Origin of the sequence: Streptomyces sp. cg35 (assembly GCF_050410835.1) — a bacterium.
Classification (GTDB): Bacteria; Actinomycetota; Actinomycetes; order Streptomycetales; family Streptomycetaceae; genus Streptomyces.
Genome location: NZ_CP191268.1, coordinates 7,706,519 through 7,732,612, shown reverse-complemented (window position 1 = coordinate 7,732,612; position 26,094 = coordinate 7,706,519). Strand labels below are relative to the sequence as shown.

The following is a 26,094-nucleotide window of genomic DNA, read 5'->3' as shown; positions in this document are numbered from 1 at the left end:
TACCCCCGAACGGACTAGACGTTCGTACGTCAAAACGCTCGCCAGAGTTGCGCACGGACGGTAGGCAGACTCCGGAATGAGGCGTTCCGTGCCTGGTACAGGCGTCGTCGGGCGTCTCGGACCCGGTCCGAAAGCCGCACTGTCCACCTGAACGGGCCAAGGGTGAGGAGCCTCACTTACCGCCGGTTCAGCTCGGCTTCGGCGACACGGGTGCGTGAAGATCCCTTCCGACGACAAGCCCCCGCCGCCGCGGCGGGGCGGTCCGTGCGGACGCCGAGTCCTGCCGCCGTGCGGATGCCAGGTCGACAGAAGTGCATCGGCAGGAGTGGAGGACCCAGGCACGACGGGCCGCCGGCCCACCTCGACGGAGGTGGCGCCCGAGGGGCCCTTGGGGTGAAGCCGCAACCCGCGGCCGGGCATCTTCGCCTGCCCGAACCCGACAGGTCATCCTTCACAGGCGGCTGACGAAGGGTTGCGCATGACCGCGCTCAATCGTGTTCCCTCGCTGCTGACCCGGGCCGGTACCGCATCGGTCCTCACCCTCGCCGTCGCCGGAGCCGGACTCATGGTCCCCGGCGCCGCGTCCGAGGCGTCGGCGGCCGCGGCCTCGACCAAGGCACTCAGGGTCGCGGCCTCGAAGAAGGGATCGCCGTACAGGTGGGGCGCCACGGGCCCGCATCGGTTCGACTGCTCGGGCCTGACGCTCTACTCGTTCAAGCGGGCGGGCAAGAAGCTGCCCCGTACCGCCGCGCAGCAGTACAACAAGACCCGCCACGTCTCCGCGTCCGGCCGCAGGTCGGGCGACCTGGTCTTCTTCCACTCCGGCCGGAGCGTCTACCACGTCGGCATCTACGCCGGGAAGGGACGGATCTGGCACTCCCCGAAGACCGGGGACGTGGTGCGGCTGCAGAAGATCTGGACGAAGAGCGTCTGGTACGGCCGGGTGCGCTGACCCCGCCGCGCAGCAGCCGGGTGCGGACGGACCGGGCGCCAGGCCCGTCCGCAGCCGGCCCCTCACGCGAACAGCGGCTCCCCCAGGAGGACCAGCGCGAGGATCACCAGCGCGCTGCCGGTGACCGCCTCCGCCGCGCGCGCCGTCCGCGGCCTGCGCAGCCACCGGCCGAGCCGGTCCACGAGCAGGGCAACGACCGGGAACCACAGCAGCGCCAGGGCCACGACGATCGCCGAGAGGACGGCCGTGCGCGGCAGCGCCGGGCTGCCTGCGGGCACGAACTGCGGCAGCACGCTCAGGAACGTGATCGGCGCTTTCGGATTGAGCGTGTTGGTCAGGAAGCCCTGCCGCAGTGCCCCGCCCGCCGGCCCCCGCTCCGCGTCGGCCCCCGCCTCGCTCCGCTCACCGAGCGGGCGCAGCGCCGATCGCAGCGTCCGCAGGCCCAGGTGGAGGACGTAGACGCCGCCCACGAGTTGCAGTGCGCGGAACAGCGCCGGTACGGCGGTCAGGACGGCGGCGACCCCGGCGACGGCGAGCGCGGTGTGGACGAGCAGACCGCCGGCCACCCCGAGCGCGCAGGCGACTCCGGCGCGCCGCGAGACCAGGGAATTGCGTACGACAACGGTGAAGTCCGCGCCGGGGAGCGTCACCATGCCCGCGGCGACGCCCGTGAAGGCGACAAGTTGAGCGTCCATGAGCGCCAGCCTGCCCGAGCCGGGCCTTAGGCAGGTATGTGCAATATTCTGGGGCTGCCTGAAGCACTGCTTAAGGCTTCCCTGTGCTCCCGTACGGCTCCGGAGGCGGTCGATGTACGACCCGACGCGGCTGACCGCGCTGGTGGCGGTCTCCGAGGCCGGTTCGATCACCCGGGCCGCGCAGCGCCTCGGGTACACGGTCCCCGCGCTGTCGCAGCAGCTCGCGAAGCTGGAGCGGGAGGCGGGGGCGGCCCTGCTCGTGCGGCACCACCGGGGCGCCCGGCTCACGGGTGCGGGCGAGGTACTGGTGGAGACGGCGCGGCGGGTGCTCGACGAGATGGAGCGGGCGCGGCACGAACTGGCCCGGCTCGCGGGTCTGTCGGGCGGCCGGCTCCGGCTCGGTACGTTCACGACGGCGGGCATGCATCTGCTGCCGCCGGCGCTGACCGCGTTCCGCCGGGCGCATCCGGATGTGGAGCTGACGGTCGCCGGGTACGAACCGCCGTCGGGGATCGCGGCGGTGGCGGCCGGCGCCGTGGATGTGGCGCTCACGCACGCCTATGCGCCGGCCGAGCCGGTCGCGGTGCCGTCGTCCGTGGCCCAGGAGACCGTTCTCGTCGAGGAGCTGGTGCTCGTGACGGCGCCGGGGCAGGCGCTGACGGCCGGGACGGCGGGGACGACGCGGCTGCCGCTGGCCGAGCTGGCGGGGCAGCCGCTGATCAGCATGGCGCCGACGTATCCGCCGCGTCAGGGGGCGGAGGCGGCGCTCGCCCGGGCCGGGGCGACGCCGTCGGTGCTGGTGGAGACGCCGAGTTACGCGCTGGTGTGCGCGCTGGTGAGCGCGGGGCTCGGAGTGGCCGTGGTGCCGGAGATGGTCGCGCGGATGTCCGCGACGCCGCTCGGGGTCAGGCTGCTGGAGCCGGGAGATCTGCGGCGGACCGTGTCGGTGGTGCACCGGGCGGACGAGACGAACCCGGCAGTGGACGGATTCCGAGCGCTGCTGCGCGGTGCGTTCGCCCGGTCCGGGAGCTGAGACTTCGTCAGCAGGCGGATGCGGGGCGGTTGTTGGCGCCGTTGACCCTGGTGATCCAGGGCAGGGCGATCCATACGGTCTTGCCGCCCTCCGGGGTGGGCGCCACCGAGAGTCTTCCGCCGCACTCCGCGGTGAGACAGCGGATGATGACCATGCCGCGCCCGTTGTCCTGCTGCACGGCGGCGGGCAGTCGCTTGGGGTAGCGCGGGTGGCTGTCGGTGACGCCGATGCGCAGGCGCTCGTCGCGTTCGAGCTCCACGTCGACGGTGAAGGTGGGCGACTGGCCGAGCGTGTGCTGCACCGCGTTGGTCGCGAGCTCCGAGACGATCAGGCGCACGGTGTCGGCCGCTTCGGTGTCACCCGGCATGCCCCATTCCGCCAGTACATTGCTGACGTACTTGCGGGCCGCTGGCACCGAGGCAGGATCGCTCGGCAGCGTGACGGATGCTTCCTGGTGGTCTGCCATGGCGACGTCGTCCCTTTCCCACCGGGGTCGCGCGCCCGACTCTGGCGGTTCGCTGGCGTGCGGCCCCCGACTGCTCTTCGCGCCAGACTGCCACTTGGATGCCCTTCCGTGGTGCCGATCCCTCAAGATATGCATATATCTGTCGCTCGAAGCGGTGAACTCTGCGACGGTAGACCGTATTTGGGCGAGCGCACGCCGGTTCCTCTACCGTCTCCTCAGGAGCCACGCCGCACGGGGCCAGGAAGGAGTCCGGCCGCGCGGCCCGAGGAGCGTGAGGAGTCGGCATGAAATACGGTCCCGCGGTCCGCCGTCGCAAGCTCGGTGCCGAACTGCGCGCGCTGCGCGTCGGGGCCGGACTGACCAGTGGCGAGGCGGCCCGGTTGGTCGGCTGGCACCAGTCGAAGGTGAGCCGGATCGAGACAGGACGCAGCGGCGTGAAGGCGTCGGACGTGCTGCTCCTGCTCGACGCGTTCGAGACAACGGACCCCCGGCTGCGGGAACTCGTGGTTGCGTTGGCGGGGGCGGAGGATGCGGGCGGGCACCATTGGTGGCACGCCTACCGGGGGCTGTTGCCGCCGTCCTACCGCGACTTCATCAGCCTGGAGTCGCAGGCGTGCCGGATCCGGACGCTGGAGACGAGTGTGGTGCCCGGGCTGTTGCAGACGCACGAGTACGCGCGCGCGGTGACTCGCTCGGTGCTGGCGGGTATGCCGGACCGGCACATCGAGGCGCTGGTGGAGGTGCGGCTCGCGCGGCAGGAGGTGTTGCGGGCGCAGCCGCCGCTGGAACTGACCGCGGTGCTCGACGAAGGGGTGTTGCGGCGCGAGGTGGGCGGATCCGGAGTCCTGCGACGGCAGGTGGCGCATCTGGTCGAGGCGGCCCAGATGCCGCATGTCCGGATTCAGGTGCTTCCCTTCTCCGCCGGTGGCCACATCGGCCTCACCGGCCCTTTCGTTGTCTTCTCATTTCCGAACACGTCTGATCTGGATGTGGTTGTTCTCGACCATCTGACGAGTAGCCTCTACCTCGAGCGGAGAGAAGACCTCAAGGCGTACACCGATGCCTTCGACACTCTTTCGCTCCGTGCGCTTTCACCCGAGGACTCGTTGGAATTCATCGCACAGATCGCCGGATAACCGAGCGGGACGAGGACGCCGACACCTCGCCCCGGGCCGGCACTGCGTAAGGGGGCACCATGTTTGCACTGCCTCGGCATGTTCCTTCCGTTCCCTCCAGCTCGACGCTCAGCGGCGCCCGGTGGCGGCGCAGCAGCCGCAGCACCGGCGCGAACAACTGCGTCGAGACGGCCCCCCTGGCCTCGGGGCCCACGGCCGGACTGATGGCCGTCCGTGACTCCAAGAACACCGCGGGGCCCGCCCTGCTGTTCACGTCCTCCGCATGGAAGGGGTTCGTCAACTCCCTTCGGTGAAAGCGCCGTAGGGAGCCGTGCGGCTGATCACCCCCACGGCCTCGCCGAGTTGCACGTCGGTGAGGTCGGCGCGGGCGGTCAGTCGCAGCCGCGAAATGCCGTCGGGTACGGACGGCGGGCGGAAACAGCCCACCGAAAGACCCGCCGTACGGCATTCCGCGGCCCAGCGCACCGCCTCCTCGGGTGAAGGCGCGCGCACGGAGACCACCGCCGCGTCCGGGCGGACGGCAGCCAGCCCGGCCGCGGTGAGCAGCTGATGCAGGGTCGTCGCGACCTCACGGGCCCGGTCGGCGCGCGCCGGTTCGTGGCGCAGCAGACGCAGCGCGGCCAGCGCGGCCCCGGCCGCGGCGGGGGCGAGCCCGGTGTCGAAGATGAACGTACGGGCCGCGTTCACCAGATGCTCGATGACGTGCGCCGGGCCCAGGACCGCGCCGCCCTGGCTGCCGAAGGACTTGGAGAGGGTGACGGTGGCGACGGTGTCCGCCGCGCCCGCCAGGCCCGCCGCGTACGGCGCGCCCCGCCCGCCGGTCCCCAGCACACCGAGGCCGTGCGCGTCGTCGACGAGCAGTCCGGCCCCGAACTCCCGGCAGAACGCCGCGAGTTCACCGAGCGGCGCACGGTCCCCGTCGACGGAGAAGACCGTGTCGGAGACGACAACGGCCGGTCCGTCGTGGGCGCCCAGGGCCTTGCGGACGGCGGCCGGGTCGGCGTGCGGCACGACCTGGGTGGCGCCGCGGGCCAGTCGGCAGCCGTCGATGAGAGAGGCGTGGTTGGCCGCGTCGGACACGATCAGCGAGCCGTGCGGGGCGAGCGCCGTGACGGCGGCGAGATTCGCCGCGTAGCCGGAGGACAGCACGAGCGCGGCCTCGAATCCGCAGAACTCGGCGAGTTCGCGCTCCAGCCGGGCGTGCAGCTCGGTGCTGCCGGTCACCAGCCGGGAGCCGGTCGCCCCGCCGCCCCAGCGGCGCGCGGCCTCGACGGCGCCCTCGACGACCTCGGGGTGACGGGCCAGGCCCAGGTAGTCGTTGCTCGCGAGGTCCAGCAGCGGGGAGTCGGCCGGGCGGGGACGCAGCGTGCGCACGAGGCCGGCGGCCTCACGGGCACGGCGCTGCTCGTCGAGCCAGCCGAACGCACGGACGGGGGCAGTGGCCATGACTCCCTCTGTTTGTAGGTAACGCACAGACCCTAGCCCTGCCGCTACAAGGTCAGGGTGTGGCAATACCCACACGTCGAACGCGGTCCTTTGTACGAAGTCTCCTTTCGCGGGGGTGTCCCGATAGGCAAGGATCAGGCGCCATGGACCTGCTGAACACGCTGGTGGACAAGGGGCTTCGGCGCGAGCTGCCGAGCCGTGAAGAGGCGCTCGCCGTGCTGGCGACGTCGGACGACGAGCTGCTCGACGTGGTCGCGGCGGCCGGCAAGGTGCGCCGCACGTGGTTCGGACGCCGGGTGAAGCTGAACTACCTGGTGAACCTCAAGTCGGGGCTGTGCCCCGAGGACTGCTCGTACTGTTCGCAGCGCCTCGGCTCCAAGGCGGAGATCCTCAAGTACACGTGGCTCAAGCCCGACGAGGCCTCCAAGGCGGCGGCCGCCGGTGTCGCGGGCGGCGCCAAGCGCGTCTGCCTGGTGGCGAGCGGGCGCGGCCCCACGGACAAGGACGTGGACCGCGTGGCGCGGACGATCGACGCGATCAAGTCCGAGAACGAGGACGTGGAGGTGTGCGCCTGTCTGGGCCTGCTCTCCGACGGGCAGGCGGAACGGCTGCGCGGGGCGGGCGCGGACGCGTACAACCACAACCTGAACACGTCCGAGGCCACGTACGGCGACATCACGACGACGCACACGTATGCGGACCGGGTCGACACCGTACAGAAGGCGCACGCGGCCGGGCTCTCGGCCTGTTCCGGCCTGATCGCGGGCATGGGCGAGAGCGACGAGGACCTGGTCGACGTGGTGTTCGGGCTGCGGGAGCTGGACCCGGACTCGGTACCGGTGAACTTCCTGATCCCCTTCGAGGGGACCCCGCTGGCCAAGGAGTGGAACCTGACGCCGCAGCGCTGCCTGCGGATTCTGGCCATGGTCCGCTTCGTCTGCCCGGACGTGGAGGTGCGGATCGCGGGCGGGCGCGAGGTGCACCTGCGCTCGATGCAGCCGCTGGCCCTGCACATCGCCAACTCCATCTTCCTGGGCGACTACCTGACCAGCGAGGGCCAGGCGGGCAAGGCGGACCTGGAGATGATCGCGGACGCCGGGTTCGAGGTGGAGGGCGCCGACCAGGTGACGCTGCCGGAGCACCGGGGCGGCGGATGCGGTTCGGTGTGCGCCTCCGACTCCGGGGACACCCCCGCGGCGGAGGTGCCCGAGGCGCGCACCGATCTGGTGGCGGTACGCCGCCGGGGCGCGGGGACGGATGTCGCGCCCAATGCCTGACCCGCGCATCGACGAGCTGCTGGCGCTCGACCGGCAGCACGTCTGGCATCCGTACGGTCCCATGCCGGGCCGGCAGGAGCCTCTGGTCGTCGAGTCGGCGGCCGGGGTGCGGCTGCGCATCGCCGGGCACGGCGAGCTGGTGGACGGCATGTCGTCGTGGTGGTCCGCGATCCACGGCTACCGTCACCCCGTCCTCGACGAGGCGGCGCGCGGCCAGTTGGAGCGGATGAGCCATGTGATGTTCGGCGGGCTCACGCACGAGCCCGCCGTCCGGCTCGCGAAGCGCCTTGTCGACATGTCGCCGGACGGTCTGGAGCATGTGTTCCTCGCCGACTCCGGCTCGGTGTCGGTGGAGGTAGCCCTCAAGATGTGCCTGCAGTACTGGCGCTCGCTCGGCCGGCCCGAGAAGCACCGGATGCTGACCTGGCGCGGCGGGTACCACGGCGACACCTGGCAGCCGATGTCCGTGTGCGACCCGGAGGGCGGGATGCACGGACTGTGGTCGGGGGTGCTGCCGCGGCAGGTCTTCGCGGACGCGCCGCCGAGCGCGTACGAGGAGTCGTACGCGGAGCATCTGCGGGAGATGGTCGGGCGGCACGCGCACGAGCTGGCCGCCGTCGTCGTGGAGCCCGTGGTGCAGGGTGCGGGTGGGATGCGGTTCCACTCCCCCGCGTATCTGCGGGTGCTGCGGGAGGCGTGCGACGCGCACGACGTGCTGCTCGTGTTCGACGAGATCGCCACCGGGTTCGGACGGACGGGCGCGCTGTTCGCGGCCGGACACGCGGCGGTGACGCCGGATGTGATGTGTGTCGGCAAGGCGCTGACGGGCGGCTATCTGACGCTGGCGGCGACGCTGTGCACGGCGCGGGTGGCCGACGGGATCTCGCGGGGCGAGGTGCCGGTGCTCGCGCACGGGCCGACGTTCATGGGCAATCCGCTGGCCGCGGCGGTGGCCTGCGCGTCGATCGATCTGCTGCTCGGCCAGGACTGGCGGGCGGAGGTCAAGCGGATCGAGACCGGGCTGCGTGACGCTCTGTCAGCTGCCGTGGATATGCCCGGAGTTCGTGAGGTGCGGGTGTTCGGCGCCATCGGGGTCGTCCAGCTGGACCACGAGGTGGACATGCGGGCGGCGACGCGGGCGGCGGTCGCGGAGGGTGTGTGGCTGCGGCCGTTCCGCGACCTCGTCTACACGATGCCGCCGTACGTCACCGATGACGAGGACCTGGCACGGATCGGGCGCGCGGTGTGCGCGGCCGCGCGGGAGGGATGAGCGGGATGAGTGGGGCGAGCGGGGCGACGCGTTCGACGGTGCTGGTGGTCACGGGGACCGGGACCGAGATCGGCAAGACGGTGACGACGGCCGCGGTGGCCGCGGTGGCGGTGGCCGCCGGACGGTCGGTGGCGGTGCTCAAGCCGGCGCAGACCGGCCTCGCGCCGGGTGAGCCCGGGGATGTCGACGAGGTGGTGCGGCTGGCGGGGCCGGCGGTGACGCCGGTGGAGCTGGCGCGGTTTCCGGAGCCGCTGGCACCGGGCACGGCGGCGGCGCGGGCGGGGCTCGCTCCGGTGCGGCCCGGCCAGGTCGCGGAGGCGGCGCTGAAGTTGGCGGCCTCGCACGACCTGGTGCTGGTCGAGGGGGCCGGTGGGCTGCTGGTCCACTTCGACGAGGAGGGGGCGACGCTGGCGGACGCGGCGCGGCTGCTCGGCGCGCCGGTGCTCGTGGTGGCGCAGGCGGGGCTCGGGACGTTGAACTCCACGCAGTTGACGGCCGAGGCGTTGCGCGCGCGGGGCCTCGCCCAGGCGGGGGTCGTCATCGGGAGCTGGCCGCGGGAGCCGGGCCTTGCGGAGCGGTGCAATGTGGGTGACCTGCCCGGGGTCGCGGGGGCCGCGCTGGTGGGGGCGGTGCCGGCCGGGGCCGGGGCGCTGGCGGGCGCCGCGTTCCGGGAGCGGGCCGCGCGGTGGCTCGGGCCCGAGCTGGGCGGGAGCTGGGACGGGGCGGGGTTCGCGCGGCGATTCGGGTGACACCGGGGAGCAGGCCGTACGCGTGGGGCGGGGGCGGGCACGGGTCCGGTCCCGGGCCTGGCAGAACCGTTCATTCTGGGCCCTCGGGGGAACAATCGGCGTAACCAGTCGGCCCGGCCTAGGAGGGTCCCATGGTGGACCGGAATCCGCCTCTCGGTAGCAATGCGGTGCGACGGGCATCGCGTGACGTGGTGCGCCATCCCGTGTTCGCGCGCTACTACGCCCGCGTCAGCGAGCGCGCCGAGCCGACGATGGGGCCGGTGCGCACCGAGCTGCTCGGCGGGTTGTCGGGGCGGGTCATCGAGGTCGGCGCGGGCAACGGGCTGAACTTCGCGTACTACCCGGGCACCGTCTCCGAGGTCGTCGCCATCGAGCCGGAGCGGATCCTGCGCCAGTTGGCGGTCGAGGCGGCGCAGCACGCGCAGGTGCCGGTGGACGTGGTGCCGGGGGCGGCGGAGGCGCTGCCGGTGAAGAGCGAGGGCTACGACGCGGTCGTGCTGTCCATCGTGCTGTGCAGCGTGCGCGACGTGGCGCGGGCGCTCGCCGAGGTGCGCAGGGTGGTGCGGCCGGGTGGCGAGGTGCGGTTCTTCGAGCACGTACGGGCGCCGAAGCGCGGTATGCGGGGCGTGCAGCGGGCGCTGGACCGGACGGTGTGGCCCCGGGTGTTCGGCGGGTGCCACGTGGGCCGGGACACGCTGGGCGCGCTGCGGGACGCCGGGTTCGAACTGGGCGCGTACCGCGAGCTGTTGATGCCGGAGCGGGGTCCGCGGCTGCCGACGTCGTACTGCGTCCTCGGGACGGCCAGGCGGCCCGAGGGCGACGCCCCGTAGCGGTCACCGGCTCCACTTGCGCAGTTCCTTCTCGATGTCCTGGACGCTCGCGCCGCCGTCCTTGACCAGGCGGGCCAGTTCGCGGACCTGCTCCGGCGAGGTGGCCACGTCGAGGCCGCCGGCGACCAGATAGGCGTAGGCGACGGCGGAGGCGAACATGGCGTTCGATCGCTCCAGCGCCGGTATGTGGATGAGGAGTTGGAGCAGCGCCGCGGCGCGGGCGTGCGGGGTCTCGTAGACGGGCACGTCGAAGATCCGCGCGTCGTGCCGGGCGACGGCCGCGACGAGGGCGCCCCAGTCGGTGACCTGGGGGTCGCCCGGGGTCTTCTGCTCCGCGATCATGAGCAGCCAGGCGAGATCGATACCGAGGGGCGCGGGGTCGCGCGGTTCACTCAAGCGGGACGGCGCCGGCCTTCGCGGTCCGCGCCGAACTCCTCGGCGAACACGGACTCGTACTGCCTCATGAAGTCGGCGGCGGCGTCGACGAAGGTCCGGCCGGTCTCGCCGGCGTCCCGTCGGACCAGCTCCTCGATGTACCGGTTGACGCTCATGCCGCGGGCGAGCGCGCGCTCCCGGGCGGCGCGGGCGGTGCCCTCGTCCACCCGCACGTTCAGCTGGGTCTTCGCCATGCCCTCACGCTAGCGTCGTTGCGCTAGCACCCGCAAGACCACTGGTGCGGGCTATCCTCGTACCGACCTGATGCGCAACTAGCTTTCTATGCAAGGGAGTTGGGGTGGGGGATGCGGATGTGGTCCGGGATGTGGCCGCCGCGCGGGCCAGGGGCCTGACGAAGGCGTACGGCTCCGGTGAGACGCAGGTGCTCGCGCTGGACGCGGTGGACGTGGACATCGCGCGGGGCCGCTTCACGGCGGTGATGGGTCCTTCGGGCTCGGGCAAGTCCACGCTGATGCACTGCCTGGCCGGTCTGGACACCGTGTCGGCGGGCCAGGTGTGGCTGGGCGGCACGGAGATCACCGGTCTGAAGGAGCGGGAGCTGACGCGGCTGCGGCGCGACCGCATCGGGTTCATGTTCCAGTCCTTCAACCTCATTCCGACGCTGACCGCCGCGGAGAACATCACGTTGCCGATGGACATCGCGGGCAGGTCCCCGGACCGCGCGTGGCTGGAGCAGGTCATCGACACGCTCGGGCTGCGGGACCGGCTGAAGCACCGGCCCGCGCAGCTGTCCGGCGGGCAGCAGCAGCGGGTGGCGTGCGCGCGGGCCCTCGCGGCCCGGCCGGAGCTGATCTTCGCCGACGAGCCGACGGGGAACCTGGACTCACGGGCGGGCCTGGAGGTGCTCGGGTTCCTGCGCGAGGCGGTCGACGATCTCGGGCAGACCGTGGTGATGGTGACGCACGACCCGGGCGCGGCCGCCCATGCCGACCTGGTGCTCTTCCTCGGCGACGGACGCCTCGTCGACGAGATGCACGAGCCGACGCCGGAGGCCGTCCTGGAGCGCATGAAGCGGTTCGACGTCGTCCGCGGCGCGGTGGCCGAGCAGCACGGCCCCGGGCAGTAGCCGTGCTGAGGGCGACGCTGCGGAGCTTCTTCGCGCACAAGGGACGCCTGGTGCTGTCGGCGCTGGCCGTGGTCCTGTCGGTGGCGTTCGTCGCGGGCAGCCTGATCTTCTCGGACACGGTGGCCCGCACCTTCGACCGGCTGTTCGCCTCGACGTCGGCGGACGTGCGGGTGAGCCCGAAGGAGGACGACCTCGGTGAGGCGGTGCCGTCCGGGGCGGTGCGTACGCTGCCCGCCTCCCTGGCCGACCGGCTCAAGGAGGTGGACGGGGTCGCCGCCACCCACCTCGACGCCGGGGTGGAGAACATCACGGTCGTCGACCGGCGGGGCGACTCGGTCGGCCCGACCACCGGCGCCCCCACCATCGCCACCAACTGGGAGCCCACCGACCGCAGTCCGGTCCGGCTGACGTCGGGGCACGCGCCGCGCGGCGACCGCGAGGCCCTGCTCGACGCGGACACCGCCGACAAGAAGCATGTACGCATCGGGGACACGCTCACCGTCATGGCGCGCCCCGGGTCGTTCAAGGTCGAGATCGTCGGCATCGCGACGTTCCGCACCACGAATCCGGGCGCGGCCCTCGTGTTCCTGAACACGGACACCGCACAGCGCCGCTTGCTCGGCGGTCCCGGCCGGGCGACGAGCATCTCGCTCGACGCGGCGGCGGGCGTGAGCGACGCACAGCTCAAGCGGAGGGTCGCCCAACAGCTGGGCAATACGTACGAGTTGGAGACGGCGGACGAGGACGCGAAGTCGGCGGCCGAGGATCTGGGCGGCTTCCTCGACATCATCAAGTACGTGATGCTGGGATTCGCGGGCATCGCCGTCCTCGTGGGCGTCTTCCTCATCGTCAACACGTTCTCGATGCTGATCGCCCAGCGGACACGGGAGTTGGGGCTGCTGCGGGCGCTCGGCGCCGACCGGAGGCAGGTGCGGCGTTCGGTGCTGACGGAGGCCGTGCTGCTGGGGCTGGTCAGTTCCGCCGTCGGCCTCGGGGTGGGGATCGGACTCGCCGCGGGCCTCATCAAACTGATGGGCGCCTTCGGGATGAACCTCAAGTCCACGGAGATGGTGGTGGGTTGGGGCACACCCGTCGCCTCGTTCGCGGTCGGCGTCGGGGTCACCTTCGTGGCCGCGTATCTGCCGTCGCGGCGGGCGGCCCGCGTCTCCCCCATGGCGGCGCTCGCCGACGCCGAGGTCGCCGGTGCGGGCCGGCCCCTGAAGGTGCGCGCGTTCGTGGGCCTGGTGGTCGGCGCGGCGGGTGCGGCCGCGCTCGTCGGCTGCGCGGCCGCCACGCGGACCGGGACGGCCGGGTCGCTGCTCGTGCTCGGGATCGTGCTGACGCTGCTGGCGACGGTGATCGCCGGGCCGCTGCTCGTCCGTCCCGTCATCCGCGTCCTGGGCGCCGCGTTCCCCGCCGTGTTCGGGTCGGTCGGCCGGATGAGCCAGCGCAACGCGCTGCGCAACCCGCGCCGCACCGGTGCCACGGCCGGTGCCCTCATGGTGGGGCTGGCGCTGGTCGCGGGCATGTCCGTGGCGAGTGCCTCGATGAGCAAGTCGTTCGACGAGCAGATCGACAGGACGCTGGGCGCCGACTTCACCGTGCAGAACGCGAGTTTCATGCCGTTCCCGCAGGAGGTCACCGAGAAGATCGAGGCCACCGACGGGGTCGGCCTGGTGGTGCGGCAGCGGTTCACCCCGCTCGCGGTGCGCATGCCGGACGGCGAGCGGGTGAAGACGACGGCCGCCGGGTACGGGACGCGGCTCGACGACGTCGCGCACGTGACGTACGCGCAGGGCGACACGGCGGCCGCCCTGGCGCCCCGACACGTGGCACTGCAGAAGGAGTTCGCGGACGACCACGGGGCGCGGGTGGGCAGTGTGCTGCCGGTGGAGCTGCCCGGCGGGCGGCGCGCCGAATTCACCGTGGGCGCCCTCACCGACCAGGAGGGCGGCGGCTTCGGCATGCAGGGCGGCTTCTTCATGGGGCTCGGCACCCTGGAGAAGTACGTGCCCGGCGGCCAGGACTCGGCGGTGTACGTGAACGCGGCGGCCGGCACCTCGCCGGACACGCTGCGCACCCGGCTGGACCGGACGCTCGACCCGTATCCGCAGGTGCAGGTGCGCGACCTGGCCGACTACAAGAAGCTCGTCCACGACCAGATCGCGGTCCTGCTGTATCTCGTGTACGCGCTGCTCGGCCTGGCGATCGTGATCGCGGTCCTCGGCGTCGTCAACACCCTTGCGCTGTCGGTCGTGGAGCGGACCCGGGAGATCGGGCTGCTGCGGGCGATCGGGCTCGCGCGGCGGCAGTTGCGGCGCATGATCCGCCTGGAGTCGGTGGTCATCGCGGTGTTCGGCGCGGTGCTCGGGCTCGCCCTCGGCCTGGTGTGGGGCGTGTCCGCGCACCAGGTTCTCGCCCTGGAGGGCATGGAGGCGCTGGCGATCCCCTGGCCGACGATCGTGGCGGTGGTGGTCGGTTCGGTGCTCGTGGGCCTCGCGGCGGCGCTGCTTCCCGCGCTGCGGGCCTCACGGATGAACGTGCTGGCGGCGATCGCCCACGAGTGACGGGCCGGGCCCGTGGGCCGGTGCGGTTCGCCGAGAGCCGACCCGGGCCCGCGACGGCCCGCGCGCTGCTACCCCTGGGAGGAACAACAGGCGGCGAACCGAGGAGAGTTGATGACCCGACCGTTCCGCTTCGGCGTCACCCTGTCGACCGCTGTCGACGCGGACGCCTGGCGCGCCAAGTGCCGCAGGGCCGAGGAGCTCGGCTACGACACGATCCTGGTGCCGGACCATCTGGACAGCCCCGCGCCGTTCCCGGCGCTCGTCGCGGCGGCGCAGGCGACGACCCGGCCGCGCGTCGGGACGTCCGTGCTCAACTGCGCCTTCTGGAACCCGGTGCTGCTCGCCCGCGAGGTCGCGACCACGGCCGCCCTCACGGACGGCCGTCTCGAACTGGGCCTGGGCACGGGATACGTCCGCGCGGAGTTCGAGCGGGCCGGCGTCGCGTGGGGCACTCCCGGCAGCCGGGTGGACCGTCTGCTGCGCACGGTCGAGGAGTTGGAGCGCCTGTGGGACCCGTCGGGCCCGGTGCCGCGGCCCCCGCTGCTGATCGGCGGCGACGGCGACCGCATGCTGCGCCTGGCCGCCGAGCACGCGGACATCGTCGGGTTCACCGGGACCCGGCCCCGCCCGGGGCACCCCGGCGCCCTGCTGCCGCTGCCTGCCGCCGAGCTCGACGGCAGGGTCGCCGCGTACCGGAAGTTCGCGGCGGACCGGGCCGAGCCCGCCGAGCGGAACCTCCTGGTGCAGCTGGTGGCCGTGACGGACGATCCCTCCGCCGCCGCCCGCCCCTGGCTGGAGCGCATGCCGGAGCTGACCGAGCGGGACGTGCTGGAGTCGCCGCTCGCCCTCATCGGCACCCGGGAGCAGATCGTCGAGCGGCTCCTGGCGCACCGCGAGCGGTACGGGTTCTCGTACGTCACCGTCCTGGAGCCGTACCTCGAAGCGCTGGGCACGGTCGTCGCGGAGCTGCGGGGCCGGTGAGTGTCCGCGATGTGAAATGTGCGGCTGTCCGGGTGAGGCCGGTGATGGGATCGGGGCCATGAGCGAACTCCGTATCCGATCCGCCTCTCCCGCCGACCTCGACGCCGTGCTGGCGTTCTGGAAGACGGCCGCCGAGGGCACGAGCATCAGCGACGACCGAGCGGGCGTGGAGCGCCTCGTCGCGCGGGACCCGCGGGCGCTGCTGCTCGCCGAGCGCGGCGGGGAGCTGGTGGGCACGGTCATCGCCGGGTTCGACGGCTGGCGGTGCCATCTGTACCGGCTGGCGGTACGTCCGGACGCCCGTCGGCAGGGGATCGGCGGGGCGCTGCTGGCCGCCGCGGAGGAGCGGTTCGTGGCGCTCGGCGGGCGGCGGGGCGACGCGATGGTCCTGGACCGCAACGAGCGGGCGCAGCATGCGTGGAAGGCCGCCGGTTACACGCCGGAGCAGCAGTGGACCCGCTGGGTGAAGCCGCTGGCCGAGGACTGAGCGCGGCGTCCCGGCCGACCCTGCTTTGCTGATCCTTTACCATGGGACAGTCATTCGAACGTCTGCGAAAGGTGTGAGCGTCCGCCCATGGGCGACCCTCCCAGTACCCGGTCCGTCCCCCTGCGCGGTCCCCGAGAGCGCGCGCCCCTCCCGCCCCTGGCCGATCATGGGACGGAGGTGACCCGATGACCGAAGTGCTCCTGCTCGCCGTCGCAGTGCTGCTCTCGCTGATCTGCGGCGCCTTCGTCGCGGCGGAGTTCTCGCTCACCACCGTCCAGCGCGGCGATCTGGAACGCGCGGTCGAGCGCGGTGAGCGCGGCGCCGCCGGCGCCCTCAAGGCCGTACGGAACCTGACCTTCCAGCTGTCCGGCGCCCAGCTCGGCATCACCGTCACCAATCTGGTGGTCGGCATGCTCGCCGAGCCGTCCATCGCGAAGCTCATCGCCGGTCCGCTCGAGGCGGTCGGCATCCCGTCGTCGGCGTCGACCTCGGTCGCGCTCGTGCTGGGCACCGCCCTGTCGACCGTGTTCCTGATGGTCGTCGGCGAGCTGGTGCCGAAGAACTGGGCGATCTCGTCGCCGCTGGCCGTCGCCAAGCGGGTGGCCACGCCGCAGCGCTGGTTCAGCGCCGCGTTCCGCCCGTTCATCACGCACCTGAACAACACGGCGAACCGTCTCGTACGCCGTTTCGGGATCGAGCCGACCGAGGAGCTGGCCTCCGCGCGCGGCCCGCAGGAGCTGATGGCGCTCGCCCGGCACTCCGCGAAGGAGGGCGCGCTGGAGGCGGACACCGCCGAACTGTTCGTCCGCACCCTGAACCTGGCGGACCTGACCGCCGAGAACGTGATGACGCCACGGGTCCAGGTCATGGCCCTCGACGTGCAGGCCACCTGCGAGGACGTGGCGAACGCGACCCGGGCCACGGGCCTGTCCCGGTTCCCCGTCTACCGCGGCAACCTCGACTCCGTCGTCGGTGTCGCGCACATCAAGGACGTGCTCGCCGTGCCCGCCGAGCAGCGGTCCCGCAAGCGCGTGGCCGAGCTGCTGCGCGAGCCGCTGCTGGTCCCCGAGTCGCTGACCGTGGACCGGCTGCTCGACCGGCTGTCCGGCAAGCGCACCATGGCCGTCGTCATCGACGAGTACGGCGGCACCGCCGGTGTCGCCACCCTGGAGGACATCGTCGAGGAGGTCGTCGGCGAGGTCCGTGACGAGCACGACCCGCACGAGACACCCGACATCGCGTCCGCGGGCACCGACGAGGAGGGCCGCACCCTCTACTCGGCCGACGGCGCCGCCCGCACCGACCAGCTCGCCCGCGTCGGGCTGCGCGTGCCCGACGGGCCGTACGAGACGCTGGCCGGACTCGTCGCGACCGAGCTGGGCCGCATCCCTGACGTCGGCGACAGCGTCGAGGTCGCCGGGTGGCGGCTGGACGTCGTGGACGCGCACGGACACCGCGCGGCCCGCGTCCTGCTGCACATGCCGCATCCCGACAGCGCCCCGCAGGAGGAGGCCCGATGACCGCGATCCAGTTGCTGATCGGCCTGGCGACACTGGTCGTCAACGCCTTCTTCGTCGGCGCCGAGTTCGCCCTGATCTCCGTGCGCCGCAGCCAGATCGAGCCGCACGCGGAGGAGGGCGACCGGCGGGCGCGCAGCGTCCTGTGGGGCCTGCAGCACGTGTCGGCGCTGCTCGCCGCAGCGCAGCTCGGCATCACCCTGTGCACGCTCGTGCTCGGCATCGTCGCCGAGCCGGCCATCGCGCACCTCCTGGAGCCGGTGTTCGACGCGGTCGGGGTGCCGCACGGGCTGGTCCACCCGATCTCGTTCGTGATCGCGCTGACCGTGGCGACGTATCTGCACATGCTGCTGGGCGAGATGGTGCCGAAGAACATCGCGCTCGCCGAGCCGGTGCGCTCGGCGCTGCTGCTGGGGCCGCCGCTGGTGGCGCTGGCGCGGGCCCTGCGTCCGGTGATCTTCACCGTCAACGCGTTCGCGAACACGCTGCTCAAGCTGTTGCGCGTGGAGGTCAAGGACGAGGTCGCGGCCACGTTCTCGGACGACGAGCTGGCCCGGATGGTCAAGGACTCCTCCGAGGCGGGCCTGATCGACGACCGGGCGCAGGAGCGACTGCACGACGCGCTGGAGCTGGGCCGACGCCCGATCAAGGACGTCGTCCTGCCGCTGGAGAAGGTCGTCTACGCGCGCGTGGGCGTCACCCCCGAGCAGTTGGAGCGGCTGTCGGCCGAGTCCGGGTTCTCGCGGTTCCCCGTGGTGGACGGCGGGCGGCGCATCGTCGGCTATCTGCACGTGAAGGACGCGCTGGACGCGGCGCCGCGCGATCTGCCGTTCCGGGTGCCGGACATGCGGTCCATCGCGCGCGTGCGGGAGACGACACCGCTCGACGACGTGCTCACCGCGATGCGCGGCAGCCGCACGCACGTGGCGGCGGTGCTCGGCGCGGACGGCCGGCTCGCCGGCATGGTGACGATGGAGGACGTGCTGCGGGAGCTGTTCGGTCAGAACGTGTGATGTCTCAGGGGGCCCGATGAGTCAGCTCGTGGTGAAGGACGTGTCGTACGGCTATCCGGACCGGCCCGTGCTCGACCGGGTGTCCCTGTCGGTGCGCCCCGGCGAGAAGGTCGGGGTCATCGGCGAGAACGGCTCGGGCAAATCGACACTGCTGCGGCTGGTGGCGGGCGAACTGATCCCGGCGGAGGGCGAGGTGCGCGTCGTCGCGGACGGCGGCACCGGCTACCTGGCGCAGACAGCGCCGTTGCCGCCCGACGCGACGGTGCGGGACGCCGTCGACCACGCGCTCGCCGGGCTGCGCGACCTGGAGCGGCGGATCAGGGCGGCCGAGGCCTCGCTCGGCTCCGCCGACGGCGCCCGCCTCGCCGCGTACGCCGATCTGGTGGCGGCCTTCGAGGCGCGCGACGGCTACCGCGCCGACGCCCGGGTCGAGGCCGCCCTGCACGGTCTCGGCGCCGCGCACCTCGACCGCTCGCGCACGCTCGGCTCGCTGTCGGGCGGGGAGGCGGCGCGGCTCGCGCTGGCCTGCGTCCTCGCCCCGCGGCCCGAGCTGCTGCTCCTGGACGAGCCGACGAACCACCTGGACGACCAGGCGCTGAGCTGGCTGGAGGACCGGCTGCGCGCGCATCGCGGCACCGTCGTCGCCGTCACCCACGACCGGGTCTTCCTCGACCGGGTGGCCGGTGCGATCGTCGAGGTCGACGGCGACCGCCGCTCGGTGGCTCGCTACGGCAACGGCTGGCACGGCTATCTGGAGCAGCGGACCGCGCTGCGCAACCGCTGGGAGGAGCGCTACCGGGAGTGGCGCGAGGAGGTCGAGCGGCAGGAGCGGATCGCCGAGGACACCTCCGCACGTCTGTCGAGCGGCTGGCGGATGCGGGACAGCAGCTCGTTCGCCAAGTTCTCCAAGCACCAGCGGTCCGTGGAGGGCCAGGTGTCGGGCGTCGTGCGCAACGCGCGCGAGCGGCTGCGGCGGCTGCGGGCCGAGCCGGTGCCGAGGCCGCCCGACCCGCTGCGCTTCACGGTCGGCGACGGGGCCCTGGAGGGCGGCGACCACCCGTTCCTGGGCTCCGTCGACGTGACGGACGCCGTGGTCGAGGGGCGGCTCACGGTGGAACGGCTGTCGCTCGCCCCGGGGTCACGGACGCTGGTGACCGGGCCGAACGGGGCAGGCAAGTCGACGCTCCTCGCCCTGCTCGCGGGCCGCCTCGCCCCGGATCGCGGCACGCTCCGGCTCCCGCCGCGCATCGGCTACCTGCCGCAGGAGGTCGCGCACCACGGTTCGGGGCTGCCGTTGCTCGACGCGTTCGCGGCCGGGCTCGGCGGGCTGCCCGAGGACCACGCCGGGCGACTGCTCGCGCTGGGCCTGTTCCGCGAGGAGGACCTGGCCGTGCCGGTGCGGGGGCTGTCCGTCGGGCAGCGGCGCCGGCTCGACCTGGCGCGGCTGGTCACCCGCCCCACCGACCTGCTGCTCCTGGACGAGCCGACGAACCACGTCTCCCCCGCGCTCGTCGAGGACCTCGACGCGGCGCTCGCCGGGTACGCGGGCACCCTCGTCGTGGTCTCGCACGACCGCAGGCTGCGGGAGCGGTTCGCCGGGCAGCGGGTGCGGGTGACGGACGGGGAGGTGCGGCCTTGAGCGGCTGTGCCGGTGACGTCGTGAGGCGCTGAGCTTCTGAGACGCTGAGCTCTTGAGGCGTTGAGCTTCTGCGGCCCTGAGGGTTCTTGATGTCCCCGATGTCCTTGAGGTCCTTGAGGTCCTTGAGGTCCTTGCGGGTCAGGCGGCCTGTTCGCCGGTCGCGGCCGGTTCGCCGGTGGCGGGCGCCGCTGCCGTGCTCGGGGTGGGCGCCTCCAGGATCCCGGGGCCGTGCGGCCCGACGCCCGCGGTGCCGACCGCGGTGAGCACGGCGAGCACCGCGGCGAGACCGGCCGTGCCGAGCGCCGCGGCCCAGTCGACGTCCAGCAGGTTCGTCGCCCCGGCCACGAGGACGGCGGCCAGGGCCTGGGCGAAGGTTCTGATGGCGCGCTCCGCGGTGGCCTTCCAGAAGGAACCGGTCCACATGGCGTACTCCCCCGTGACGTGATGCTGCGGTGTCTGTTCCCGGCACGCCGCCGACGGAAACCGCTGCCCGGACCTGCCGCGCGGGCAGCCGCTCACCGGCCGGGATACGATCTCAGGCGCCATGCAGATGAATGCCAAATACACCAGTCTTGTCGCGGTCGGCGACTCCTTCACCGAGGGCATGTCGGATCTCCTGCCCGACGGTTCCTACCGCGGCTGGGCCGACCTGCTGGCCGGCCGCATGGCGGCACAGAGCCCCGGCTTCCGCTACGCGAACCTCGCCGTGCGCGGCAAGCTCATCGGACAGATCGTCGACGAGCAGGTCGACGTGGCCGCCGCCATGAAGGCCGACGTCGTGACGCTCGTCGGAGGGCTCAACGACACGCTGCGCCCCAAGTGCGACATGGTCCGGGTGCGGGACCTGCTCACCGAGGCCGTCGAGAGGCTCGCCCCGTCCTGCGAGCAGCTCGTCCTGATGCACAGCCCCGGGCGCAACGGCCCCGTGCTGCAGCGCTTCCGGCCCCGCATGGAAGAGCTGTACGCGTGCATCGACGACCTCGCGGCGAAGCACGGCGCCCTGGTCGTCGACCTGTACGGGTCGCCGGTCCTGGCCGACCAGCGCATGTGGGACGTGGACCGGCTGCACCCGACGGCGGAGGGCCACCGGCGGATCGCCGAAGCGGTGTGGCAGGCCCTCGGCGGCGAGGCGGAGTCCGACTGGCAGGCCGTGCTGCCGCCGGCGGTACCGCCCCACTGGGTGGCGCGCCGCGTGGCCGACGCCCGCTTCGCCAAGCAGCACCTGGGCCCCTGGATCGGCCGCCGGCTGACCGGCCGCTCCTCGGGCGACGGCCGTCCGCCGAAGCGTCCCGAGCTGGTGCCCTATGAGCAGGACGGGACGAGCGAGCGGTCCTCGTAGCTTCGAACGAACGGGCCCGTGGCGTCGACCTGCACGAATCGCCAGTAGAATCCGTACACGTGACTGCGCCTGCCAAGCCCCGTATCCCGAACGTTCTCGCCGGACGCTACGCCTCCGCCGAGCTCGCCACCCTCTGGTCGCCGGAGGAGAAGGTGAAGCTGGAGCGCCGGCTCTGGCTCGCCGTGCTGAAGGCCCAGAAGGACCTCGGGATCGAGGTGCCGGACGCCGCGATCGCCGACTACGAGCGGGTGCTCGACCAGGTCGACCTGGCGTCGATCGCCGAGCGCGAGAAGGTCACGCGGCACGACGTGAAGGCCCGGATCGAGGAGTTCAACGCGCTCGCCGGGCACGAGCAGGTCCACAAGGGCATGACGTCCCGCGACCTGACGGAGAACGTCGAGCAGCTGCAGATCCGGCTCTCCCTGGAGCTGGTGCGCGACCGCAGCGTCGCCGTCCTCGCGCGCCTCGCCAAGCTGGCCGGCGAGTACGGCGAGCTGGTCGTGGCGGGCCGCTCGCACAACGTCGCCGCGCAGGCCACGACGCTGGGCAAGCGCTTCGCGACCGCCACCGACGAGCTGCTCGTCGCGTACGGCCGGATCGAGGAGCTGCTGACCCGCTACCCGCTGCGCGGCATCAAGGGCCCGGTCGGCACCGCTCAGGACATGCTCGACCTGCTGGGCGGCGACGCCGACAAGCTGGCGGACCTGGAGCAGCGGATCGCCGCGCACCTGGGCTTCTCGCAGGCGTTCACGTCGGTCGGCCAGGTCTACCCGCGCTCGCTCGACTACGAGGTCGTCACCGCGCTGGTGCAGCTGGCCGCGGCGCCCTCGTCGACCGCCAAGACGATCCGGCTGATGGCCGGGCACGAGCTGGTCACCGAGGGCTTCAAGCCGGGCCAGGTCGGCTCGTCGGCGATGCCGCACAAGATGAACACCCGCTCCTGCGAGCGCGTCAACGGCCTGATGGTCATCCTGCGCGGCTACGCGTCGATGACCGGCGAGCTGGCGGGCGACCAGTGGAACGAGGGCGACGTGTCCTGCTCGGTGGTGCGCCGTGTCGCGCTGCCGGACGCGTTCTTCGCGCTCGACGGTCTGCTGGAGACGTTCCTGACGGTCCTCGACGAGTTCGGCGCGTTCCCGGCCGTCGTCGCCCGTGAGCTGGACCGCTACCTGCCGTTCCTCGCCACCACGAAGGTGCTCATGGCGTCGGTGCGCGCGGGCGTCGGCCGCGAGGAGGCCCACGAGGCCATCAAGGAGAACGCGGTCGCCTCGGCGCTCGCGATGCGCGAGCAGGGCGCCGAGCGCAACGAGCTGCTCGACAAGCTGGCGGCCGACTCCCGTATCCCGCTGGACCGTGCGCAGCTCGACGAACTGATGGCGGACAAGCTGTCGTTCACCGGTGCGGCCGCCGGTCAGGTGGCGCAGATCGTGGCCCGCGTCGAGGAGATCGTGAAGCAGCACCCGGAGGCGGCCGGCTACACGCCCGGGGCGATCCTCTGACCCGGCTGACCCGCGCGGACCTGGAGGCCGCTCGTGACCGTCCGGTTCCGGACGTCGTCGCGAGCGGCCTCTCCGTGCTGTTCTGCGGGATCAACCCCGGTCTGATGACGGCGGCGACCGGGCATCACTTCGCGCGGCCCGGCAATCGCTTCTGGCCGGTGCTGCATCTGTCCGGGTTCACACCCCGGCAGCTCAAGCCCGCCGAGCAGGAGGAACTGCTGTCGTACGGGCTCGGCATCACGAACGTGGTCGCGCGGGCCACGGCGCGCGCGGACGAGCTGAGCGCCGAGGAGTACCGCGAGGGCGGCCGTCTGCTGGAGGAGAAGGTCGCGGGGCTGCGGCCGGCGTGGCTCGCCGTGGTGGGCGTGACCGCGTACCGGGCGGCCTTCGGCGAGCCGAAGGCGCGGATCGGGCCGCAGGAGCGGACGGTCGGGGGCGCCCGGGTGTGGGCGCTGCCCAACCCCAGCGGCCTGAACGCGCATTGGACGGCGGCGACGATGGCGGAGGAGTTCGCCCGGCTGCGCGTCGCGGCGTCCTCCCCCGACCTGCCGGGGCGCTAGCTACGGCTTGCGGGCCACGATCCCGAACTGGGCGACCAGCGGCCCTTCTTCGGTGCCTTCGGTGCGCCAGCGGGCGCACGAGACGAGACCGGGCTCGACGATCTCCAGGCCGTCGAGGAACGCGGTGACCTCGGCGCCGGTGCGGGCGGTGATCGGAGGTGTCGCGTTCTCGTTCCAGAACTTCATCGCCGCCTCGTTGCCCTCCCCGCCCAGTTCCAGCGTCGGGTGGGTCAGGACGACGTAGCTGCCCGAGGGGATCGCGTCGACGAGGCGGCGCACGATGGCCGCGGCCTCCTCGGTGTCGAGGACGAAGTTCAGGATGCCGAGGAGCATGACCGCGACGGGCCGGTCGAAGTCGAGGGTCTCGGACGCGGCCTCCACGATCGCCCGCGGGTCGCGCGCGTCCGCGTCCACGTAGCTGGTGGCGCCCTCGGCGGAGCTGGTGAGCAGGGCGCGCGCGTGGGTGAGCACGATCGGGTCGTTGTCGACGTAGACGATGCGGGCGTCGGGCGCGATGCGCTGGGCCACCTCGTGCGTGTTGTCCACGGTGGGCAGGCCCGTGCCGACGTCGAGGAACTGGCGGATGCCCGCCTCCCCGGCGAGGAAGCCGACGGCGCGGCCCAGGAAGGCGCGGTCGGCGCGGGCGACCTCGCCGATGCTCGGGTACATGGACGTCACCATGTCGCCGACCTTCTCGTCCACCTCGTAGTGGTCCTTGCCGCCCAGCCAGTAGTTCCACACACGGGCGTTGTGCGCGATGTGGCTGGCGATCCGCTCCCCCGGCTGCTGCGCGCTGTCGTCGCTCATGTGCTCTCCTTCGTGCGGTGTGCGGCCGGTGGGCTCCAGGCCGGGCTCAAGATCCCATGGTGGCACGGGAGTTCCGCACATGTGTGCCACTGGGGGGCTACGGAGGGGCGACATCCGTGATCACGGCGAGCAGTTGGTACGGCTGGTCGTCACCCTGGTGGGACACGGCGAGGGCCACCCATCGCTCGTCGGCGCTCCACAGATGGACGTCCTGGGCGCTGGCGCTGAGCCAGCCCCAGGGCTCGGGTATCTCCTCGCCGTGCTCCAGCGCCCGGGTGTGGACGCTCCACAGACTGAACCGGTACGGCTCTCCCCAGCGCGCGGTGAGCAGCGCGGACAGGCCGTCGCGGTCCGCGTCCGCCTGGGCCTCCGCCACGTCGCGCGGCCCGTCCCGCTCGGTCAGCTCCGCCGTCACGAACCCGGGCCCGCCCCAGCCCACGGCGGACCTGCCGTGCTCGGCCGGGAAGGGGGCGGCCCGCAGCAGGTCGATCGTCGCGAGTTGCTCCGCGGTGTTCATGCCTCCAGTAAAGCGGCCGCCACTGACAACGGGCCGACCGACCGTCAGGCGTCCCTGCGGCGCACCGTCCACCAGCCGGCGAGGACAGCGGCCGCGGACCACAGCGCGGCCACGGCGAGTCCGGTCCAGGGGCCGAGAGCGCCCACGGGGTCCTGGCGCAGGACCTGTTGGCCGGCGTGGTCGGGCAGGAAGTCGGCGGCCGATCCCGCGACGTCGCCGACGACGAACGACACGATCAGCAGGAACGGCACGAGAATGCTCAACACGACGACGGCGCTGCGCAGTACGGCCGTGAGTCCCGCCGCGAGCAGTGCCATCAGCGCGAGGTACAGACCGCCGCCGGCGCAGGCCCGCAGCGCGCCCGGGTCGTCGAGGCCGAGCGCGTCGGTCCCGAGGAACGCCTGCCCGGCGAGGAACGCCGTGAAGGACGTGGCGGTGCCCGTGACCAGCGCGCTGCCGCCCACGACCGCCATCTTCGCGCCGTAGAAGAGGGTGCGGTCGGGGACGGCGGCGAGCGACAACCGCAGCGCGCCGTTGAGGTACTCGCCGGAGACGGCGGTGGCGCCGAAGGCGAGGGCCGCGATCTGGCCGAAGTTGAGGGCGTAGAAGGCGCCGAAGAGCGGGTCGTCCCCGTTGTCGGCCTCGGCGCGGCCGACGGTGGCGGACACGAGAGCCGTGATCGCGACGGTGGCCACGAACACGGCGAGGAGCGAGCCGAGGCTGCCGCGCAGCGATCTGATCTTGATCCACTCGGAGTGCAGTACGGCGGTGGTGGACACGGTCAGGCCTCCTGGAGGGGCGTGGCGGCGAACTCGGCGTCCGCGGCGGTGAGGGCGAGGTAGGCCTCTTCCAACGAACCCTGTTCATCGGCGAGTTCGAGCACGGGGATGCCGTCGGCCGCGGCCAGGGCACCCACATCGGCGGCGGTGGCACCGGTGACGGTGAGGCGGCCGTCGTCCGTGGGTGCGACCGGGTGGCCCGCGCGCGCGAGCGCGGCGCGCAGCCGGTCGGGTTCGGTGGTGCGCACGCGGACCCGGCGGGTGCTGTGGGTGGCGATGAAGTCGGGCATCGAGGTGTCGGCGAGCAGCCGCCCGCGGCCGAGGACGACGAGGTGGTCGGCGAAGGTCGCGGTCTCGTTCATGAGGTGGCTGGAGACCAGGACGGTGCGTCCCGCGCGTGCGAGGCCGCGCATCAACTCCCTGATCCAGACGATGCCTTCGGGGTCGAGCCCGTTGGACGGCTCGTCGAGGAGGACCACGGCGGGGTCGCCGAGCAGCGCCGCAGCGATGCCGAGGCGCTGACGCATCCCGAGCGAGAACGTCTTCACGCGGCGGCCGGCCACCGCAGCGATCCCGGCCTGTTCGAGCACGTCGTCGACGCGCCGCACGGGGATGCGGTTGGCGGCGGCGAGCACCCGGAGGTGGTCGCGCGCGGTGCGGGCGCCGTGGGCGGCCTGCGGGTCGAGCAACGCGCCCACCAGGCGCAGTGGTTCGTCGTACGACGCATAGGGGCGGCCACCGATGAGCACCTGCCCGAAGGTGGGGCGGTCGAGGCCGAGGGCGAGGCGCATGGTGGTGGACTTGCCGGCGCCGTTCGGGCCGAGGAATCCGGTGACGCGGCCGGGCTCGACCCGGAAGGTCAGCCGGTCCACGGCGCGCGTCGTGCCGTACTCCTTGATGAGGTCCTGGACGTCGATGCTGGTCATGACATCAGCCTGGCCTGTGGGCGGGGCTTCGGTCCTCCCCCGCCGGTGGGCTCCCTCTCCCCCACGCGGGGGAGCCGTCGACGCCGG

General features: G+C 72.7%; 28 protein-coding genes. 18 read left to right on the top strand and 10 right to left on the bottom strand.

Translation table 11 applies throughout. The annotated features are described in order from the left end of the window. The first annotated feature begins 478 nt into the window (after positions 1-478). Positions 479-952 (top strand): C40 family peptidase, encoded by a 474-nt coding sequence (locus ACQUQD_RS35730; RefSeq protein WP_428956339.1) that lies wholly within the window; start codon positions 479-481, stop codon positions 950-952. A gap of 62 nt (positions 953-1,014) precedes the next feature. On the opposite strand, the gene ACQUQD_RS35725 is transcribed toward ACQUQD_RS35730, so the two are convergent. Further along, positions 1,015-1,647, bottom strand: a complete 633-nt coding sequence (locus tag ACQUQD_RS35725; protein WP_428956338.1) for a LysE family translocator — start codon at positions 1,645-1,647, stop codon at positions 1,015-1,017. 112 nt (positions 1,648-1,759) lie between these two features. Here ACQUQD_RS35725 and ACQUQD_RS35720 point away from each other — a divergent pair, with 112 nt between their 5' ends. Continuing rightward, the gene (locus ACQUQD_RS35720; RefSeq protein WP_428956337.1) at positions 1,760-2,680 is read left to right on the top strand and encodes a LysR family transcriptional regulator; all 921 of its coding nucleotides are present in this window, start codon (positions 1,760-1,762) and stop codon (positions 2,678-2,680) included. Positions 2,681-2,687: 7 nt separating this feature from the next. Here ACQUQD_RS35720 and ACQUQD_RS35715 read toward each other — a convergent pair whose 3' ends face one another. Continuing rightward, positions 2,688-3,146, bottom strand: a complete 459-nt coding sequence (locus ACQUQD_RS35715; RefSeq protein ID WP_428956336.1) for an ATP-binding protein — start codon at positions 3,144-3,146, stop codon at positions 2,688-2,690. Between the two features lie 284 nt (positions 3,147-3,430). On the opposite strand from ACQUQD_RS35715, the gene ACQUQD_RS35710 reads away from it, so the two are divergent. Together ACQUQD_RS35710 and ACQUQD_RS35705 are read left to right on the top strand one after the other, a co-directional pair. Next, the gene (locus ACQUQD_RS35710; RefSeq protein ID WP_428956335.1) at positions 3,431-4,282 is read left to right on the top strand and encodes a helix-turn-helix domain-containing protein; all 852 of its coding nucleotides are present in this window, start codon (positions 3,431-3,433) and stop codon (positions 4,280-4,282) included. A gap of 59 nt (positions 4,283-4,341) precedes the next feature. Beyond that, complete coding sequence (locus tag ACQUQD_RS35705) at positions 4,342-4,575, top strand: DUF397 domain-containing protein (RefSeq protein WP_428956334.1); 234 nt, start codon at positions 4,342-4,344, stop codon at positions 4,573-4,575. Here ACQUQD_RS35705 and ACQUQD_RS35700 read toward each other — a convergent pair. Beyond that, entirely contained in the window at positions 4,559-5,728 is a 1,170-nt protein-coding gene (locus ACQUQD_RS35700; RefSeq protein WP_428956333.1) for an 8-amino-7-oxononanoate synthase, read from the bottom strand. The genes ACQUQD_RS35705 and ACQUQD_RS35700 overlap by 17 nt on opposite strands. Positions 5,729-5,871: 143 nt before the next feature. Between ACQUQD_RS35700 and bioB the strand changes: the two genes are divergently transcribed. The 4 genes from bioB to ACQUQD_RS35680 all read left to right on the top strand — a co-directional run bounded on the left by bioB (position 5,872) and on the right by ACQUQD_RS35680 (position 9,854). Continuing rightward, a complete protein-coding gene (bioB, locus tag ACQUQD_RS35695) occupies positions 5,872-7,005 on the top strand; it encodes a biotin synthase BioB (protein ID WP_428956332.1) in 1,134 nt (377 codons plus the stop codon). Then, entirely contained in the window at positions 6,998-8,275 is a 1,278-nt protein-coding gene (locus ACQUQD_RS35690) for an adenosylmethionine--8-amino-7-oxononanoate transaminase (protein WP_428956331.1), read from the top strand. Before bioB ends, ACQUQD_RS35690 begins: the two co-directional genes overlap by 8 nt. A 5-nt stretch (positions 8,276-8,280) precedes the next feature. After that, on the top strand, positions 8,281-9,024 hold the full coding sequence (gene bioD, locus ACQUQD_RS35685) for a dethiobiotin synthase (RefSeq protein ID WP_428956330.1): 744 nt from the start codon (positions 8,281-8,283) through the stop codon (positions 9,022-9,024). Positions 9,025-9,155: 131 nt separating this feature from the next. Further along, complete coding sequence (locus ACQUQD_RS35680; protein WP_428956329.1) at positions 9,156-9,854, top strand: class I SAM-dependent methyltransferase; 699 nt, start codon at positions 9,156-9,158, stop codon at positions 9,852-9,854. Positions 9,855-9,857: 3 nt separating this feature from the next. Here ACQUQD_RS35680 and ACQUQD_RS35675 read toward each other — a convergent pair whose 3' ends face one another. Together ACQUQD_RS35675 and ACQUQD_RS35670 are read right to left on the bottom strand one after the other, a co-directional pair. Beyond that, positions 9,858-10,196 carry a fic family toxin-antitoxin system, toxin component gene (locus ACQUQD_RS35675; RefSeq protein WP_428957734.1) on the bottom strand — a complete coding sequence of 113 codons (339 nt, stop codon included), beginning with the start codon at positions 10,194-10,196 and terminating at the stop codon, positions 9,858-9,860. Positions 10,197-10,246: 50 nt separating this feature from the next. Continuing rightward, positions 10,247-10,483, bottom strand: coding sequence for a toxin-antitoxin system HicB family antitoxin (locus ACQUQD_RS35670; protein ID WP_428956328.1), 237 nt, complete (start codon positions 10,481-10,483; stop codon positions 10,247-10,249). Positions 10,484-10,587: 104 nt separating this feature from the next. On the opposite strand from ACQUQD_RS35670, the gene ACQUQD_RS35665 reads away from it, so the two are divergent. From ACQUQD_RS35665 to abc-f, 7 genes are all read left to right on the top strand, one after another. Continuing rightward, positions 10,588-11,376, top strand: coding sequence for an ABC transporter ATP-binding protein (locus tag ACQUQD_RS35665; RefSeq protein WP_428956327.1), 789 nt, complete (start codon positions 10,588-10,590; stop codon positions 11,374-11,376). Between the two features lie 2 nt (positions 11,377-11,378). Then, positions 11,379-13,943 (top strand): ABC transporter permease, encoded by a 2,565-nt coding sequence (locus ACQUQD_RS35660; protein WP_428956326.1) that lies wholly within the window; start codon positions 11,379-11,381, stop codon positions 13,941-13,943. Positions 13,944-14,054: 111 nt separating this feature from the next. After that, on the top strand, positions 14,055-14,924 hold the full coding sequence (locus tag ACQUQD_RS35655) for a TIGR03621 family F420-dependent LLM class oxidoreductase (RefSeq protein WP_428956325.1): 870 nt from the start codon (positions 14,055-14,057) through the stop codon (positions 14,922-14,924). Positions 14,925-14,982: 58 nt separating this feature from the next. Beyond that, complete coding sequence (locus ACQUQD_RS35650) at positions 14,983-15,411, top strand: GNAT family N-acetyltransferase (protein WP_428956324.1); 429 nt, start codon at positions 14,983-14,985, stop codon at positions 15,409-15,411. A 185-nt stretch (positions 15,412-15,596) separates the two neighbouring features. Next, positions 15,597-16,931 (top strand): hemolysin family protein, encoded by a 1,335-nt coding sequence (locus ACQUQD_RS35645; protein WP_428956323.1) that lies wholly within the window; start codon positions 15,597-15,599, stop codon positions 16,929-16,931. Continuing rightward, entirely contained in the window at positions 16,928-17,941 is a 1,014-nt protein-coding gene (locus ACQUQD_RS35640; RefSeq protein ID WP_428956322.1) for a hemolysin family protein, read from the top strand. Before ACQUQD_RS35645 ends, ACQUQD_RS35640 begins: the two co-directional genes overlap by 4 nt. A gap of 16 nt (positions 17,942-17,957) precedes the next feature. Then, positions 17,958-19,580 carry a ribosomal protection-like ABC-F family protein gene (gene abc-f, locus ACQUQD_RS35635; RefSeq protein ID WP_428956321.1) on the top strand — a complete coding sequence of 541 codons (1,623 nt, stop codon included), beginning with the start codon at positions 17,958-17,960 and terminating at the stop codon, positions 19,578-19,580. A 138-nt stretch (positions 19,581-19,718) separates the two neighbouring features. On the opposite strand, the gene ACQUQD_RS35630 is transcribed toward abc-f, so the two are convergent. Beyond that, positions 19,719-20,003, bottom strand: a complete 285-nt coding sequence (locus ACQUQD_RS35630) for a holin (RefSeq protein WP_428956320.1) — start codon at positions 20,001-20,003, stop codon at positions 19,719-19,721. 121 nt (positions 20,004-20,124) lie between these two features. Between ACQUQD_RS35630 and ACQUQD_RS35625 the strand changes: the two genes are divergently transcribed. The 3 genes from ACQUQD_RS35625 to mug are packed head-to-tail and all read left to right on the top strand — an operon-like array spanning position 20,125 to position 22,978. Then, complete coding sequence (locus ACQUQD_RS35625; RefSeq protein WP_428956319.1) at positions 20,125-20,919, top strand: SGNH/GDSL hydrolase family protein; 795 nt, start codon at positions 20,125-20,127, stop codon at positions 20,917-20,919. A 59-nt stretch (positions 20,920-20,978) separates the two neighbouring features. Further along, the gene (gene purB / locus ACQUQD_RS35620; RefSeq protein ID WP_428956318.1) at positions 20,979-22,418 is read left to right on the top strand and encodes an adenylosuccinate lyase; all 1,440 of its coding nucleotides are present in this window, start codon (positions 20,979-20,981) and stop codon (positions 22,416-22,418) included. Then, entirely contained in the window at positions 22,415-22,978 is a 564-nt protein-coding gene (gene mug / locus ACQUQD_RS35615; RefSeq protein WP_428957733.1) for a G/U mismatch-specific DNA glycosylase, read from the top strand. The genes purB and mug overlap by 4 nt, the downstream gene beginning before the upstream one ends. On the opposite strand, the gene ACQUQD_RS35610 is transcribed toward mug, so the two are convergent. The 4 genes from ACQUQD_RS35610 to ACQUQD_RS35595 form a co-directional block, all read right to left on the bottom strand. Next, on the bottom strand, positions 22,979-23,785 hold the full coding sequence (locus tag ACQUQD_RS35610) for an SAM-dependent methyltransferase (protein ID WP_428956317.1): 807 nt from the start codon (positions 23,783-23,785) through the stop codon (positions 22,979-22,981). Positions 23,786-23,882: 97 nt separating this feature from the next. Then, positions 23,883-24,302: a hypothetical protein gene (locus tag ACQUQD_RS35605; protein WP_428956316.1), complete on the bottom strand. Its 420-nt coding sequence runs from the start codon at positions 24,300-24,302 to the stop codon at positions 23,883-23,885. A gap of 44 nt (positions 24,303-24,346) precedes the next feature. Further along, the gene (locus ACQUQD_RS35600; RefSeq protein ID WP_428957731.1) at positions 24,347-25,087 is read right to left on the bottom strand and encodes an ABC transporter permease; all 741 of its coding nucleotides are present in this window, start codon (positions 25,085-25,087) and stop codon (positions 24,347-24,349) included. Beyond that, positions 25,084-26,007, bottom strand: coding sequence for an ABC transporter ATP-binding protein (locus tag ACQUQD_RS35595; protein WP_428956315.1), 924 nt, complete (start codon positions 26,005-26,007; stop codon positions 25,084-25,086). Before ACQUQD_RS35595 ends, ACQUQD_RS35600 begins: the two co-directional genes overlap by 4 nt. Positions 26,008-26,094 lie beyond the last annotated feature (87 nt).

What these genes read in the sequence shown, in the direction of transcription:
- ACQUQD_RS35625 (WP_428956319.1), top strand. Translation starts at nt 20,125, where the DNA reads ATGCAGATGAATGCCAAATACACCAGTCTTGTCGCGGTCGGCGACTCC.
- abc-f (WP_428956321.1), top strand. Translation starts at nt 17,958, where the DNA reads ATGAGTCAGCTCGTGGTGAAGGACGTGTCGTACGGCTATCCGGACCGG.
- ACQUQD_RS35725 (WP_428956338.1), bottom strand. Translation starts at nt 1,647, where the DNA reads ATGGACGCTCAACTTGTCGCCTTCACGGGCGTCGCCGCGGGCATGGTG.
- ACQUQD_RS35655 (WP_428956325.1), top strand. Translation starts at nt 14,055, where the DNA reads ATGACCCGACCGTTCCGCTTCGGCGTCACCCTGTCGACCGCTGTCGAC.
- ACQUQD_RS35640 (WP_428956322.1), top strand. Translation starts at nt 16,928, where the DNA reads ATGACCGCGATCCAGTTGCTGATCGGCCTGGCGACACTGGTCGTCAAC.
- bioD (WP_428956330.1), top strand. Translation starts at nt 8,281, where the DNA reads ATGAGTGGGGCGAGCGGGGCGACGCGTTCGACGGTGCTGGTGGTCACG.
- ACQUQD_RS35645 (WP_428956323.1), top strand. Translation starts at nt 15,597, where the DNA reads ATGACCGAAGTGCTCCTGCTCGCCGTCGCAGTGCTGCTCTCGCTGATC.
- ACQUQD_RS35670 (WP_428956328.1), bottom strand. Translation starts at nt 10,483, where the DNA reads ATGGCGAAGACCCAGCTGAACGTGCGGGTGGACGAGGGCACCGCCCGC.
- ACQUQD_RS35705 (WP_428956334.1), top strand. Translation starts at nt 4,342, where the DNA reads ATGTTTGCACTGCCTCGGCATGTTCCTTCCGTTCCCTCCAGCTCGACG.
- ACQUQD_RS35720 (WP_428956337.1), top strand. Translation starts at nt 1,760, where the DNA reads ATGTACGACCCGACGCGGCTGACCGCGCTGGTGGCGGTCTCCGAGGCC.
- ACQUQD_RS35700 (WP_428956333.1), bottom strand. Translation starts at nt 5,728, where the DNA reads ATGGCCACTGCCCCCGTCCGTGCGTTCGGCTGGCTCGACGAGCAGCGC.
- ACQUQD_RS35690 (WP_428956331.1), top strand. Translation starts at nt 6,998, where the DNA reads ATGCCTGACCCGCGCATCGACGAGCTGCTGGCGCTCGACCGGCAGCAC.
- ACQUQD_RS35730 (WP_428956339.1), top strand. Translation starts at nt 479, where the DNA reads ATGACCGCGCTCAATCGTGTTCCCTCGCTGCTGACCCGGGCCGGTACC.
- ACQUQD_RS35710 (WP_428956335.1), top strand. Translation starts at nt 3,431, where the DNA reads ATGAAATACGGTCCCGCGGTCCGCCGTCGCAAGCTCGGTGCCGAACTG.
- ACQUQD_RS35605 (WP_428956316.1), bottom strand. Translation starts at nt 24,302, where the DNA reads ATGAACACCGCGGAGCAACTCGCGACGATCGACCTGCTGCGGGCCGCC.
- ACQUQD_RS35680 (WP_428956329.1), top strand. Translation starts at nt 9,156, where the DNA reads ATGGTGGACCGGAATCCGCCTCTCGGTAGCAATGCGGTGCGACGGGCA.
- ACQUQD_RS35650 (WP_428956324.1), top strand. Translation starts at nt 14,983, where the DNA reads ATGAGCGAACTCCGTATCCGATCCGCCTCTCCCGCCGACCTCGACGCC.
- ACQUQD_RS35715 (WP_428956336.1), bottom strand. Translation starts at nt 3,146, where the DNA reads ATGGCAGACCACCAGGAAGCATCCGTCACGCTGCCGAGCGATCCTGCC.
- ACQUQD_RS35595 (WP_428956315.1), bottom strand. Translation starts at nt 26,007, where the DNA reads ATGACCAGCATCGACGTCCAGGACCTCATCAAGGAGTACGGCACGACG.
- ACQUQD_RS35675 (WP_428957734.1), bottom strand. Translation starts at nt 10,196, where the DNA reads ATGATCGCGGAGCAGAAGACCCCGGGCGACCCCCAGGTCACCGACTGG.
- bioB (WP_428956332.1), top strand. Translation starts at nt 5,872, where the DNA reads ATGGACCTGCTGAACACGCTGGTGGACAAGGGGCTTCGGCGCGAGCTG.
- ACQUQD_RS35630 (WP_428956320.1), bottom strand. Translation starts at nt 20,003, where the DNA reads ATGTGGACCGGTTCCTTCTGGAAGGCCACCGCGGAGCGCGCCATCAGA.
- ACQUQD_RS35610 (WP_428956317.1), bottom strand. Translation starts at nt 23,785, where the DNA reads ATGAGCGACGACAGCGCGCAGCAGCCGGGGGAGCGGATCGCCAGCCAC.